Source organism: Escherichia sp. WS547, assembly GCF_046486065.1.
Classification (GTDB): domain Bacteria; phylum Pseudomonadota; class Gammaproteobacteria; order Enterobacterales; family Enterobacteriaceae; genus Escherichia; species Escherichia coli.
The window spans coordinates 1-13,223 of record NZ_JBJQMA010000015.1; the positions used below are offsets into that span (position 1 = coordinate 1).

Consider the following 13,223-nt stretch of genomic DNA (forward strand, 5'->3'; position numbering starts at 1 on the left):
CCCCCTCTTTGGTCTTGCGACGTTATGCGGTATTAGCTACCGTTTCCAGTAGTTATCCCCCTCCATCAGGCAGTTTCCCAGACATTACTCACCCGTCCGCCACTCGTCAGCAAATCAGCAAGCTGATTCCTGTTACCGTTCGACTTGCATGTGTTAGGCCTGCCGCCAGCGTTCAATCTGAGCCATGATCAAACTCTTCAATTTAAAAGTTTGATGCTCAAAGAATTAAACTTCGTAATGAATTACGTGTTCACTCTTGAGACTTGGTATTCATTTTTCGTCTTGCGACGTTAAGAATCCGTATCTTCGAGTGCCCACACAGATTGTCTGATAAATTTTTAAAGAGCAGTGCCGCTTCGCTTTTTCTCAGCGGCGCGGGGTGTGCATAATACGCCTTCCCGCTACAGAGTCAAGCATTTTTTTGCTTTTCTCTGTTGAGATTCTCAGGAGAACCCCGCTGACCCGGCGACGTGTTTGCCGTTGTTCCGTGTCAGTGGTGGCGCATTATAGGGAGTTATTCCGGCCTGACAAGCGAAAAATATAAAAACTTTATCGTTCGCTCATTTTTCAGGCAAAACATCTTAAATATAGTCTTTTCCGTCTAACTTATAGACAAAAACGAGCCCCGAAGGGCTCGTTTTATCATTTACTGGACGGCGACAATCCGGTCTTCATTAACTTCCAGGCGAATCACTTTACCCGGAACCAATTCACCAGACAGTATTTGCTGTGCCAGCGGGTTTTCAATCTGCTGCTGAATTGCACGTTTCAGAGGACGTGCGCCATAGACCGGATCGTAACCGTTCTCGCTCAGCAGTTTCAGCGCCTCGTCAGAAATGTGGATTTCATAACCACGTTCTTCCAGACGTTTATACAGACGTTTCAACTGAATCTGCGCAATCGACGCAATGTGCTGTTCACCCAGCGGATGGAAGACCACCACTTCATCGATACGGTTAATGAATTCCGGACGGAAGTTATGGCTAACCACACCGAGCACCAGCTCTTTCATGTGCGCATAATCCAGTTCACCGAAGCGTTCCTGAATCAGATCGGAACCGAGGTTAGAGGTCATAATGACGACCGTATTACGGAAGTCGACCGTTCTCCCCTGCCCGTCAGTCAGACGCCCATCATCCAGTACCTGCAACAGAATGTTGAAGACATCCGGATGCGCTTTTTCCACTTCATCCAGCAGGATAACGGAATACGGACGACGACGCACAGCTTCGGTCAGGTAGCCACCTTCTTCATAACCAACATATCCCGGAGGCGCACCAACCAGACGAGACACCGAATGTTTCTCCATAAACTCGGACATATCGATACGGACCATCGCCTCGTCGCTATCAAACATAAAGTTCGCCAGCGCCTTACAAAGCTCAGTTTTCCCCACACCCGTTGGGCCGAGGAACAGGAATGAACCAATCGGGCGATTTGGATCCGCCAGCCCCGCACGGCTACGACGAATAGCGTTAGATACCGCATCAACCGCTTCGTTCTGACCAATAACGCGATGGTGCAGCTCTTGCTCCATACGCAGCAGTTTTTCGCGCTCGCTTTCCATCATGCGAGAAACCGGAATCCCCGTCCAACGCGCCAGCACTTCAGCAATTTCGGCGTCGGTCACTTTATTACGCAACAGACGCATAGTTTTGCCTTCGAGCTGCGTTGCGGCTTCCAGTTGCTTTTCCAGTTCCGGGATTTTGCCGTATTGCAGTTCAGACATCCGCGCCAGGTCACCCACACGGCGAGCCTGTTCAATAGCGATTTTCGCCTGTTCCAGTTCCGCTTTAATGGTCTGTGTACCAGAAAGCGATGCTTTCTCTGCTTTCCACTCTTCTTCTAACTCGGAGTACTGACGTTCTTTGTCGCTCAGTTCTTCGTTGAGCATATCCAGGCGTTTTTTACTGGCTTCATCAGACTCTTTCATTAACGCCTGTTGTTCCAGTTTGAGCTGGATAATACGACGATCGAGTCGGTCGAGTTCTTCTGGTTTTGAGTCAATCTGCATACGAATGCTGGATGCTGCTTCATCGATCAGGTCGATGGCTTTATCCGGCAGCTGACGGTCAGCAATGTAGCGATGAGACAACGTCGCCGCTGCAACAATTGCCGGGTCAGTAATTTGCACATGGTGGTGCAGTTCGTAACGTTCTTTTAAGCCACGCAGAATAGCAATGGTGTCTTCAACAGAAGGCTCGGCAACAAACACTTTCTGGAAACGACGTTCCAGCGCAGCATCTTTTTCGATGTACTGGCGATATTCGTCAAGCGTCGTGGCACCTACGCAGTGCAATTCACCACGCGCCAGCGCCGGTTTCAGCATGTTTCCGGCGTCCATTGCGCCATCGGCTTTACCCGCGCCGACCATGGTATGTAATTCGTCGATAAACAGGATGACGTTGCCTTCCTGTTTGGCAAGATCGTTAAGCACGCCTTTTAAACGTTCTTCAAACTCACCGCGATATTTCGCCCCAGCCACCAGCGCGCCCATATCCAGCGCCAGTACGCGGCGGCCTTTCAACCCTTCCGGCACTTCGCCGTTGATAATACGCTGCGCCAGACCTTCAACGATGGCAGTTTTACCGACGCCGGGTTCACCAATCAGTACTGGGTTATTTTTAGTACGACGTTGCAGCACCTGAATGGTACGGCGAATTTCTTCATCACGACCAATCACCGGATCGAGTTTGCCCTGTTCGGCTCGTTCGGTAAGGTCGATGGTATATTTTTTCAAAGCCTGACGTTGGTCTTCAGCACCTTGATCGTTCACGCTTTCACCTCCACGCATTTGTTCAATCGCTTGAGTAATGTTGGCGGTGGTCGCCCCTGCTGCTTTCAGGATGTCGGCCAGCGTGCCGCGAGACTCAAGTGCCGCCAGAACGAACAGTTCTGACGAGATAAAGTTATCACCACGTTTTTGCGCCAGCTTGTCGCAAAGATTAAGAACGCGCACCAGATCCTGTGATGGCTGGACATCACCACCAGTACCTTCAACCTGCGGTAAACGATTTAATGCCTGATTGATATCTGTGCGCAACTGGCCAGCATTTATGCCAGCGGATGTTAATAAAGGACTAACCGAACCCCCTTCCTGATTCAGCAGGGCGCTCATTAAATGAAGTGGTTCGATAAATTGGTTGTCGTGCCCGAGTGCAAGTGATTGGGCATCGGCAAGAGCAAGCTGGAATTTATTAGTAAGACGATCCAGACGCATAACTCCTCCCATAACGGATCAAAGTTGCTACTGGAGATTAAATGAGGTCATCCCTCAATTATTCAAGGTTATTGACCAGATTAATGTGAAAAGAAAATCACGCGTACCGGATCGTCTTGATTCTTTAGGTTATATCAGCCAAATGAAACTTGCCATACGACCAGTGGTCTTGTCGCGACGATAAGAGAAGAAAGTCTCATTTTCCGTATATGTACAACGGTTGCCGCCGAAAATTTGTTCGACACCGACGTTCGCCAGACGCTGCCGGGCAAGGAGATAAATATCCGCCAGATACTTATCACCATGCTGAATGAAAGCTGTACTCGCTTTGGCGTCTACTGCCATAAACGCCTCGCGAACCTCCGCCCCCACTTCAAACGCGCGTGGACCAATTGCCGGCCCTAACCAGGCGAGAATATTTTCCGGATTATCAGCAAAACAGGAAACCGTCTCTTCCAGCACGCCTGCGCACAGTCCACGCCAGCCAGCATGAGCGGCGGCGACTTCCGTTCCCGCTCGATTGCAAAACAGCACGGGGAGGCAGTCGGCAGTCATCACTGCGCAAACCGTGCCCGGCGTGTTGCTATAAGAGGCATCTGCTCGTTTTGAGGCATAAGGTTCGCCAGTAAGCTTAAGCACATCTTTGCCGTGTACCTGCTCAAGCCAGACCGGTTTTGAAGGCAAATGGCCCGCAGCAAAAAGTCGCTTGCGATTCTCCTCAACGTGATCCGGGTTATCGCCACAATGGGCACCGAGGTTGAGCGAGTCATACGGGGGCAAGCTCACGCCGCCGATACGAGTGGAGCTACAGGCCGCAACACCTTTTGGCAGCGGCCACTGCGGGACAATCAGCTTACTCATAACCAGTCCACTTCATCCTTATGCTCTTCGAAATCGGCGCGCATCACCTCAATCAGCTCCACCATATCTTGTGGAATAGGCGCATGCCATTCCATTTCGATGCCGGAGATCGGGTGATAAAGACGCAGCATGGTTGCATGAAGCGCCTGGCGGTCAAACTTACGCAGCGTGGAGATAAACGCTTCCGAAGCACCTTTTGGCGGACGCGGACGGCCACCATAAACCGGATCGCCCACCAGCGGATGAGTGATATGGGCCATATGCACGCGGATCTGGTGCGTACGTCCGGTTTCCAGACGCAACCGCAGACGCGTGTGCACACGGAAGTGTTCCATGATGCGATAGTGAGTGACCGCCGGTTTACCCATCGGATGCACCGCCATGTGAGTACGTTTGGTCGGGTGGCGGCTGATTGGTTCATCTACTGTACCGCCAGCGGTCATATGACCAATTGCCACCGCTTCATACTCACGAGTAATTTCACGCCGTTGCAAAGATTCGACTAAACGCGTCTGAGCCGGAACGGTTTTTGCCACAACCATCAGGCCGGTGGTGTCTTTATCCAGACGATGGACGATGCCCGCACGCGGTACATCGGCAATGGGCGGATAGTAATGAAGCAACGCATTCAATACCGTACCATCCGGGTTACCCGCGCCAGGATGTACCACCAGGTCGCGTGGTTTATTAATGACGATGATATCTTCATCTTCATAGACGATATCCAGCGGGATATCCTGCGGTTCAAAACGCGCTTCTTCTTCAATCTCAGCGTTGATGGCCACCTGCTCGCCACCCAATACTTTTTCTTTCGGCTTATCACAAACTTTGCCGTTAACCAGCACGCGCTGGTCGAGGATCCATTCTTTTATTCGCGAACGTGAATAATCCGGGAACATTTCGGCCAAAGCCTGATCTAAGCGTTGACCGAGTTGGTTTTCGGACACCGTTGCAGTGAGCTGTACTCGTTGTGCCATATATACTGCTTCTTCGTTTATCGTTGGGGTTTTACGGCTTTGCCGTTTAATATAGTGTGCTATTGTAGCTGGTCTTAACCGGGAGCAGGAACAGAGAATCTCCCGTATTACATTTTGAGGAAAGTCAAAACGTCATGACGCGCATGAAATATCTGGTGGCAGCCGCCACACTAAGCCTGTTTTTGGCGGGTTGCTCGGGGTCAAAGGAAGAAGTACCTGATAATCCGCCAAATGAAATTTACGCGACTGCACAACAAAAGCTGCAGGACGGTAACTGGAGACAGGCAATAACGCAACTGGAAGCGTTAGATAATCGCTATCCGTTTGGTCCATATTCGCAGCAGGTGCAGCTGGATCTCATCTACGCCTACTATAAAAACGCCGATTTGCCGTTAGCGCAGGCTGCCATCGATCGTTTTATTCGCCTTAACCCGACCCATCCGAATATCGATTATGTCATGTACATGCGTGGCCTGACCAATATGGCGCTGGATGACAGTGCGCTGCAAGGGTTCTTTGGCGTTGACCGTAGCGATCGCGATCCTCAACATGCTCGAGCTGCGTTTAGTGACTTTTCCAAACTGGTGCGCGGCTATCCGAACAGTCAGTACACCACCGATGCCACCAAACGTCTGGTATTCCTGAAAGATCGTCTGGCGAAATATGAATACTCCGTGGCCAAGTACTATACAGAACGTGGCGCATGGGTTGCCGTCGTTAACCGCGTAGAAGGCATGTTGCGCGACTACCCGGATACCCAGGCTACGCGTGATGCGCTGCCGCTAATGGAAAATGCATACCGTCAGATGCAGATGAATGCGCAAGCTGAAAAAGTAGCGAAAATCATCGCCGCAAACAGCAGCAATACATAACAGAAATCTGAAACACAAAACGGCAGCCCTTGAGCTGCCGTTTTTTTATTCTGTTAGTTGTGAAACTGAAGCGATTTAGTCACTATCGATCTCATCAAATATGGCTCGCTTTGAGATATTCCTCAAGTAAAAAAACACCTCTTCCTGCGATTTCTCACAAAAAAACTTCGTTGACAAAAAGTGACAAAATTATGAGATTTCCATCACACATTTTGACATCAGGAACGGTATGCTGAATTCACCAAGACGGGAAGACAAGAGGTAAAATTTATGACAATGAACATTACCAGCAAACAAATGGAAATTACTCCGGCCATCCGCCAACATGTCGCAGACCGTCTCGCCAAACTGGAAAAATGGCAAACACATCTGATTAATCCACATATCATTCTGTCCAAAGAGCCACAAGGGTTTGTTGCTGACGCCACAATCAATACACCTAACGGCGTTCTGGTTGCCAGTGGTAAACATGAAGATATGTACACCGCAATTAACGAATTGATCAACAAGCTGGAACGGCAGCTCAATAAACTGCAGCACAAAGGCGAAGCACGTCGTGCCGCAACATCGGTGAAAGACGCCAACTTCGTCGAAGAAGTTGAAGAAGAGTAGTCCTTTATATTGAGTGTATCGCCAACGCGCCTTCGGGCGCGTTTTTTGTTGACAGCGTGAAAACAGTACGGGTACTGTACTGAAGTCACTTAAGGAAACAAACATGAAACACACACCGTTTTTCTTCGCATTCTTTTTTACCTTCCCCTGAATGGGAGGCGTTTCGTCGTGTGAAACAGAATGCGAAGACGAACAATAAGGCCTCCCAAATCGGGGGGCCTTTTTTATTGATAACAAAAAGGCAACACTATGACATCGGAAAATCCATTACTGGCGCTGCGAGAGAAAATCAGCGCGCTGGATGAAAAATTATTAGCATTACTGGCAGAGCGGCGCGAACTGGCCGTCGAGGTGGGAAAAGCCAAACTGCTCTCGCATCGCCAGGTACGTGATATTGATCGTGAACGCGATTTACTGGAAAGATTAATTACGCTCGGTAAAGCGCACCATCTGGACGCCCATTACATTACTCGCCTGTTCCAGCTCATCATTGAAGATTCCGTATTAACTCAGCAGGCTTTGCTCCAGCAACATCTCAATAAAATTAATCCGCACTCAGCACGCATCGCTTTTCTCGGCCCCAAAGGTTCTTATTCCCATCTTGCGGCGCGCCAGTATGCTGCCCGTCACTTTGAGCAATTCATTGAAAGTGGCTGCGCCAAATTTGCCGATATTTTTAATCAGGTGGAAACCGGCCAGGCCGACTATGCCGTCGTACCGATTGAAAATACCAGCTCCGGTGCCATAAATGACGTTTACGATCTGCTGCAACATACCAGTTTGTCGATTGTTGGCGAGATGACGTTAACTATCGACCATTGTTTGTTGGTCTCCGGCACTACTGATTTATCCACCATCAATACGGTCTACAGCCATCCGCAGCCATTCCAGCAATGCAGCAAATTCCTTAATCGTTATCCGCACTGGAAGATTGAATATACCGAAAGTACGTCTGCGGCAATGGAAAAGGTTGCACAGGCAAAATCACCGCATGTTGCTGCGTTGGGAAGCGAAGCTGGCGGCACTTTGTACGGTTTGCAGGTACTGGAGCGTATTGAAGCGAATCAGCGACAAAACTTCACCCGATTTGTGGTGTTGGCACGTAAAGCCATTAACGTGTCTGACCAGGTTCCAGCGAAAACGACGTTGTTAATGGCGACCGGGCAACAAGCTGGTGCGCTGGTTGAAGCGTTGCTGGTACTGCGCAACCACAATCTGATTATGACCCGTCTGGAGTCACGCCCGATTCACGGTAATCCATGGGAAGAGATGTTTTATCTGGATATTCAGGCCAATCTTGAATCAGCGGAAATGCAAAAAGCATTGAAAGAGTTAGGGGACATCACCCGTTCGATGAAGGTATTGGGCTGTTACCCAAGTGAGAACGTAGTGCCTGTTGATCCAACCTGATGAAAAGGTGCCGGATGATGTGAATCACCCGGCACTGGATTATTAGTGGCGGTTGTCATTCGCCTGACGCAATAACACGCGGCTTTCACTCTGAAAACGCTGTGCGTAATCGCCGAACCAGTGCTCCACCTTGCGGAAACTGTCAATAAACGCCTGCTTATCGCCCTGCTCCAGCAACTCAATCGCCTCGCCGAAACGCTTATAGTAACGTTTGATTAACGCCAGATTACGCTCTGACGACATAATAATGTCGGCATAAAGCTGCGGATCCTGAGCAAACAGTCGCCCAACCATCGCCAGTTCAAGGCGGTAAATCGGCGAAGAGAGCGCCAGAAGTTGCTCAAGCTGAACATTTTCTTCTGCCAGGTGCAGCCCATAAGCAAAAGTAGCAAAGTGGCGCAGAGCCTGAATAAACGCCATATTCTGATCGTGCTCGACAGCGCTAATACGATGCAGCCGAGCGCCCCAGACCTGAATTTGCTCCAGAAACCATTGGTATGCTTCCGGCTTACGTCCATCACACCAGACCACAACTTGCTTTGCCAGGCTACCGCTGTCCGGACCGAACATCGGGTGTAGCCCCAGCACCGGACCATCATGCGCCGCCAGCATGGCCTGTAATGGCCCATTTTTCACTGATGCCAGATCGACCAGAATACAATCTTTCGGTAAAGGCGGTAATTTGCCGATAACTTGCTCAGTAACGTGGATTGGCACACTAACAATCACCATTCCGGCATCGGCAACAATATCAGCCGCTCGATCCCAGTCATGTTGCTCCAGAATCCGCACCTGATAACCCGATAGTGTCAGCATCTTCTCGAACAGGCGTCCCATCTGACCGCCACCGCCGACGATAACCACCGGACGCAGTGACGGACAAAGTGTTTTAAATCCTTTGTCATTTTCACTGGAGTAAGATTCACGCATCACCCGACGCAAAACATCCTCAATCAGATCTGGCGGTACACCCAGAGCTTCCGCCTCTGCACGACGCGAGGCCAACATAGATGCCTCGCGCTCCGGCACATAAATAGGCAGTCCAAAGCGGCTTTTCACCTCGCCCACTTCAGCAACCAGTTCCAGACGCTTCGCTAATAAATTCAGCAGCGCTTTATCGACTTCATCAATTTGATCGCGTAATGCGGTCAACTCAGCAACCATAATAAACCTCTTAAGCCACGCGAGCCGTCAGCTGCCCGTTCAGATCCTGATGAATTTCACGCAGCAAGGCATCGGTCATTTCCCAACTAATGCAGGCATCGGTTACGGATACACCGTATTTCATTTCACTGCGCGGTTGCTCGGAAGACTGATTGCCCTCGTGGATATTACTTTCGATCATCAGACCAATAATTGAGCGATTGCCATCTTTGATTTGAGCAACCACGGATTCTGCCACCGCAGGCTGACGGCGATAATCTTTATTGGAATTACCGTGGCTGCAATCTACCATCAGAGACGGGCGCAGTCCCGCCTGTTCCATCTCTTTTTCACATTGCGCAACATCCGCAGGGCTATAGTTCGGCGCTTTACCACCGCGCAGGATCACATGCCCGTCCGGATTCCCCTGAGTTTGTAGCAACGCCACCTGCCCTGCCTGGTTAATGCCAACAAAACGGTGCGGCTGGGCGGCGGCGCGCATAGCGTTAATTGCTGTTGCCAGACTGCCGTCGGTGCCGTTTTTAAAACCAACCGGCATGGAAAGCCCGGAGGCCATTTCACGGTGAGTTTGCGATTCCGTTGTACGAGCACCAATTGCTGACCAGCTAAACAGATCGCCCAGGTATTGCGGGCTATTTGGATCTAACGCTTCCGTCGCCAGTGGCAGTCCCATATTCACCAGCTCAAGCAGCAATTTACGCGCGATCTGCAGCCCGGCTTCTACATCAAAAGAGCCATCCATATGGGGATCGTTAATCAACCCTTTCCAACCGACAGTGGTACGGGGTTTTTCAAAATAGACGCGCATTACCAGATAGAGGCTATCGCTGACCTCTGCGGCAAGGGCTTTAAATCGACGAGCATATTCCAGAGCAGTTTCCGGATCATGAATGGAACAAGGACCACATACTACCAACAGACGAGGATCGCGCCCGGCGATAATATCTGAAATGGTTTTACGCGAGTCAGCAATCTGGGCTTCTTGTTGCAGGCTTAATGGAAAAGCGGCCTTCAGTTGTTCCGGAGTCATTAAAACCTGTTCGTCGGTAATATGTACGTTATTCAGCGCGTCTTTTTGCATGATGGCGATCCTGTTTATGCTCGTTTGCGATAGTTGATCCTCAGCGAGGATGACGTAACGATAACACATAAAGTAAAGTTTTCAATCCATATTTCGTACATTTTTATTTACACAAGCAATTTATTCGCGCTTTTGACGCTTATTTTCGTACAAATAAATTTACACCTCCTTTAAAAACAATCCGCTATGCTTTGAAAAAGGAGAAAGAAATGATGAAAAAGTTTATTGCCCCCTTGTTGGCTTTACTGGTTAGCGGATGTCAGATTGATCCTTATACTCACGCGCCAACCTTGACCAGCACCGACTGGTATGATGTCGGTATGGAAGATGCGATATCGGGCAGCACCATAAAAGATGACGATGCATTTAGCGATTCACAGGCGGATCGCGGTCTATACCTTAAAGGATATGCCGAAGGACAAAAGAAAACTTGTCAGACCGATTTTACTTATGCCCGAGGACTTTCCGGTAAAAGCTTTCCTGCCAGCTGCAACAATGTTGAAAATGCCAGCCAACTGCATGAAGTATGGCAAAAAGGGGCTGATGAAAATGCCAGCACAATACGATTAAATTAATTAAACCCCCGCAAATAAATTAAGCATGAGATTTTGCTCATTGTGTTTTATTTCTCACATTGATGACGACCGCATGAAAGAATGATATTTTAATGAGCATTCTGAAAAAATATCGATGCATTTCGAGCGAAGATGGTGAGGATCCCTGAATGCGTTTTTCTCACCGACTGTTCTTACTGCTGATTCTCCTGCTGACGGGAGCACCAATACTCGCTCAGGAACCTTCTGACGTTGCGAAAAACGTGCGTATGATGGTTTCCGGTATTGTCAGTTACACCCGCTGGCCTGCGCTATCAGGGCCACCAAAGTTATGTATCTTTTCATCTTCACGTTTTAGTACCGCCCTACAAGAGAATGCCGCGACATCTTTGCCTTATCTGCCTGTCATCATTCACACTCAACAAGAGGCGATGATTTCAGGCTGCAATGGTTTTTATTTTGGCAACGAGTCACCGACATTCCAGATGGAATTAACCGAACAATATCCGTCAAGGGCGTTATTATTAATTGCCGAACAAAATACCGAGTGCATTATTGGTAGCGCCTTTTGTCTGATCATCCACAATAATGACGTCAGATTTGCCGTAAACCTGGATGCCTTATCGCGTAGCGGAGTAAAGGTCAACCCGGATGTCTTAATGCTCGCACGGAAGAAAAATGATGGATAACGATAATTCTCTTAATAAGCGCCCCACGTTTAAAAGAGCATTACGCAACATCAGTATGACCAGCATATTTATCACTATGATGCTGATCTGGTTGCTGCTTTCCGTGACCTCGGTGCTGACCCTGAAACAGTACGCGCAAAAAAACCTGGCACTGACAGCAGCAACAATGACTTACAGTCTGGAAGCAGCGGTCGTTTTTGCCGATGGCTCTGCAGCAACTGAAACACTGGCAGCGCTGGGGCAGCAAGGCCAATTTTCAACTGCAGAAGTGCGTGATAAGCAGCAAAATATTCTGGCATCCTGGCATTACACCCGTAAGGATCCAGGCGATACTTTCAGTAATTTCATAAGCCACTGGCTCTTCCCTGCCCCCATCGTTCAGCCGATTCGTCACAATGGTGAAACCATTGGCGAAGTTCGCTTAACCGCTCGCGACAGTTCAATCAGCCATTTCATCTGGTTTTCGCTCGCTGTCCTGACCGCCTGCATTCTGCTGGCATCAGGCATCGCAATTACCCTCACCCGCCATTTGCACAATGGTCTGGTTGAAGCGTTAAAAAACATCACCGATGTCGTACATGATGTGCGTTCCAACCGCAATTTTTCCCGACGAGTTTCGGAAGAACGTATCGCAGAGTTTCACCGCTTCGCTCTCGACTTCAACAGTCTGCTGGATGAAATGGAAGAGTGGCAGCTTCGTTTACAGGCCAAAAATGCGCAGCTTCTACGTACCGCACTACATGACCCATTAACCGGGCTGGCTAACCGCGCAGCGTTTCGTAGCGGTATCAACACGTTGATGAACAGTTCCGATGCCCGAAAAACGTCGGCGTTACTATTTCTTGATGGCGATAATTTCAAATATATCAATGATACCTGGGGTCATGCGACGGGCGATAGAGTCTTGATTGAAATCGCAAAACGGTTAGCTGAATTTGGCGGGCTGCAACATAAAGCATACCGCCTGGGCGGCGATGAATTCGCGATGGTGCTCTATGATGTACAGTCGGAATCTGAAGTGCAGCAGATATGCTCAGCACTGACACAAATCTTTAATCGCCCGTTTGATCTTCATAATGGCCATCAGACCACCATGACATTAAGCATTGGTTACGCAATGACCATTGCGCACGCTTCTGCGGAAAAATTACAAGAGCTGGCCGATCACAATATGTATCAGGCCAAACACCAGCGTGCCGAAAAGCTGGTGAGATAACAAGGATATATCGATATGATAAAGCACCTGGTAGCACCCCTGATTTTCACCTCGCTAGTACTGACTGGCTGCCAGTCCCCTCAGGGAAAGTTTACTCCTGAGCAAGTCGTCGCTATGCAATCTTATGGATTTACTGAATCCGCCGGCGACTGGTCGCTGGGCTTATCAGATGCCATTCTGTTCGCAAAAAATGACTACAAATTGCTCCCGGAAAGCCAGCAACAGATCCAAACCATGGCAGCCAAATTGGCCTCGACAGGGCTAACACATGCCCGTATGGATGGACACACCGATAACTATGGTGAAGACAGTTACAACGAAGGCTTATCATTGAAACGGGCGAATGTCGTGGCCGATGCATGGGCTATGGGTGGAAAAATTCCACGCAGCAATCTCACCACACAGGGTTTAGGAAAAAAATATCCCATAGCCAGTAACAAGACCGCCCAGGGGCGCGCCGAGAACCGCCGCGTCGCAGTGGTGATTACAACCCCTTAAAACACGAGCAAACAGACAAAAAAAGGGCCAGCCAATTGGCCAGCCCTTCTTAACAGGATGTCGCTTAAG

13 protein-coding genes, 1 rRNA gene and 1 other annotated feature are annotated in these 13,223 nt (G+C 49.3%); of the genes, 8 read left to right on the plus strand and 6 right to left on the minus strand.

The features are described 5' to 3' along the window. The 4 genes from ACJHWK_RS14225 to rluD all read right to left on the minus strand — a co-directional run. Positions 1–204, minus strand: a 16S ribosomal RNA gene (locus ACJHWK_RS14225); the annotation flags it as partial. Between the two features lie 442 nt (positions 205–646). Beyond that, positions 647–3,220: an ATP-dependent chaperone ClpB gene (gene clpB, locus ACJHWK_RS14230; RefSeq protein ID WP_001235102.1), complete on the minus strand. Its 2,574-nt coding sequence runs from the start codon at positions 3,218–3,220 to the stop codon at positions 647–649. 129 nt (positions 3,221–3,349) lie between these two features. Continuing rightward, positions 3,350–4,081 (minus strand): purine nucleoside phosphorylase YfiH, encoded by a 732-nt coding sequence (gene yfiH, locus ACJHWK_RS14235; RefSeq protein ID WP_001520329.1) that lies wholly within the window; start codon positions 4,079–4,081, stop codon positions 3,350–3,352. Beyond that, positions 4,078–5,058 (minus strand): 23S rRNA pseudouridine(1911/1915/1917) synthase RluD, encoded by a 981-nt coding sequence (rluD, locus tag ACJHWK_RS14240; protein WP_000079112.1) that lies wholly within the window; start codon positions 5,056–5,058, stop codon positions 4,078–4,080. Before rluD ends, yfiH begins: the two co-directional genes overlap by 4 nt. 134 nt (positions 5,059–5,192) lie before the next feature. On the opposite strand from rluD, the gene bamD reads away from it, so the two are divergent. From bamD to pheA, 4 genes are all read left to right on the plus strand, one after another. After that, a complete protein-coding gene (bamD, locus tag ACJHWK_RS14245) occupies positions 5,193–5,930 on the plus strand; it encodes an outer membrane protein assembly factor BamD (protein ID WP_000197689.1) in 738 nt (245 codons plus the stop codon). Between the two features lie 270 nt (positions 5,931–6,200). Then, complete coding sequence (raiA, locus tag ACJHWK_RS14250) at positions 6,201–6,542, plus strand: ribosome-associated translation inhibitor RaiA (RefSeq protein ID WP_000178456.1); 342 nt, start codon at positions 6,201–6,203, stop codon at positions 6,540–6,542. A 102-nt stretch (positions 6,543–6,644) separates the two neighbouring features. Next, positions 6,645–6,770, plus strand: a sequence feature (Phe leader region). Continuing rightward, positions 6,646–6,693: a pheA operon leader peptide PheL gene (pheL, locus tag ACJHWK_RS14255; protein ID WP_001386991.1), complete on the plus strand. Its 48-nt coding sequence runs from the start codon at positions 6,646–6,648 to the stop codon at positions 6,691–6,693. (Overlaps the previous feature by 48 nt.) Before the next feature lie 21 nt (positions 6,771–6,791). Next, positions 6,792–7,952 (plus strand): bifunctional chorismate mutase/prephenate dehydratase, encoded by a 1,161-nt coding sequence (pheA, locus tag ACJHWK_RS14260; RefSeq protein ID WP_000200137.1) that lies wholly within the window; start codon positions 6,792–6,794, stop codon positions 7,950–7,952. Between the two features lie 42 nt (positions 7,953–7,994). Here pheA and tyrA read toward each other — a convergent pair whose 3' ends face one another. Together tyrA and aroF are read right to left on the minus strand one after the other, a co-directional pair. Then, positions 7,995–9,116, minus strand: coding sequence for a bifunctional chorismate mutase/prephenate dehydrogenase (tyrA, locus tag ACJHWK_RS14265; RefSeq protein WP_000225220.1), 1,122 nt, complete (start codon positions 9,114–9,116; stop codon positions 7,995–7,997). 10 nt (positions 9,117–9,126) lie between these two features. Continuing rightward, positions 9,127–10,197: a 3-deoxy-7-phosphoheptulonate synthase AroF gene (aroF, locus tag ACJHWK_RS14270; protein WP_001168045.1), complete on the minus strand. Its 1,071-nt coding sequence runs from the start codon at positions 10,195–10,197 to the stop codon at positions 9,127–9,129. A 209-nt stretch (positions 10,198–10,406) separates the two neighbouring features. Here aroF and ACJHWK_RS14275 point away from each other — a divergent pair, with 209 nt between their 5' ends. The 4 genes from ACJHWK_RS14275 (at position 10,407) to ACJHWK_RS14290 (ending at position 13,154) form a co-directional block, all read left to right on the plus strand. Beyond that, entirely contained in the window at positions 10,407–10,772 is a 366-nt protein-coding gene (locus ACJHWK_RS14275; protein ID WP_001314943.1) for a DUF2799 domain-containing protein, read from the plus strand. A gap of 149 nt (positions 10,773–10,921) precedes the next feature. Further along, a complete protein-coding gene (locus ACJHWK_RS14280; protein ID WP_001520332.1) occupies positions 10,922–11,440 on the plus strand; it encodes a YfiR family protein in 519 nt (172 codons plus the stop codon). Then, positions 11,430–12,656, plus strand: coding sequence for a diguanylate cyclase DgcN (gene dgcN / locus ACJHWK_RS14285; protein ID WP_001520333.1), 1,227 nt, complete (start codon positions 11,430–11,432; stop codon positions 12,654–12,656). Before ACJHWK_RS14280 ends, dgcN begins: the two co-directional genes overlap by 11 nt. Positions 12,657–12,671: 15 nt before the next feature. Next, positions 12,672–13,154, plus strand: a complete 483-nt coding sequence (locus ACJHWK_RS14290; RefSeq protein ID WP_001520334.1) for an OmpA family protein — start codon at positions 12,672–12,674, stop codon at positions 13,152–13,154. The last annotated feature ends 69 nt before the right edge of the window (positions 13,155–13,223 follow it).

Excerpts from the sequence above, each read along its gene's own strand:
- clpB (WP_001235102.1), bottom strand. The coding sequence starts at position 3,220 with ATGCGTCTGGATCGTCTTACTAATAAATTCCAGCTTGCTCTTGCCGAT.
- yfiH (WP_001520329.1), bottom strand. The coding sequence starts at position 4,081 with ATGAGTAAGCTGATTGTCCCGCAGTGGCCGCTGCCAAAAGGTGTTGCG.
- rluD (WP_000079112.1), bottom strand. The coding sequence starts at position 5,058 with ATGGCACAACGAGTACAGCTCACTGCAACGGTGTCCGAAAACCAACTC.
- bamD (WP_000197689.1), top strand. The coding sequence starts at position 5,193 with ATGACGCGCATGAAATATCTGGTGGCAGCCGCCACACTAAGCCTGTTT.
- raiA (WP_000178456.1), top strand. The coding sequence starts at position 6,201 with ATGACAATGAACATTACCAGCAAACAAATGGAAATTACTCCGGCCATC.
- pheA (WP_000200137.1), top strand. The coding sequence starts at position 6,792 with ATGACATCGGAAAATCCATTACTGGCGCTGCGAGAGAAAATCAGCGCG.
- tyrA (WP_000225220.1), bottom strand. The coding sequence starts at position 9,116 with ATGGTTGCTGAGTTGACCGCATTACGCGATCAAATTGATGAAGTCGAT.
- aroF (WP_001168045.1), bottom strand. The coding sequence starts at position 10,197 with ATGCAAAAAGACGCGCTGAATAACGTACATATTACCGACGAACAGGTT.
- ACJHWK_RS14275 (WP_001314943.1), top strand. The coding sequence starts at position 10,407 with ATGATGAAAAAGTTTATTGCCCCCTTGTTGGCTTTACTGGTTAGCGGA.
- ACJHWK_RS14280 (WP_001520332.1), top strand. The coding sequence starts at position 10,922 with ATGCGTTTTTCTCACCGACTGTTCTTACTGCTGATTCTCCTGCTGACG.
- dgcN (WP_001520333.1), top strand. The coding sequence starts at position 11,430 with ATGATGGATAACGATAATTCTCTTAATAAGCGCCCCACGTTTAAAAGA.
- ACJHWK_RS14290 (WP_001520334.1), top strand. The coding sequence starts at position 12,672 with ATGATAAAGCACCTGGTAGCACCCCTGATTTTCACCTCGCTAGTACTG.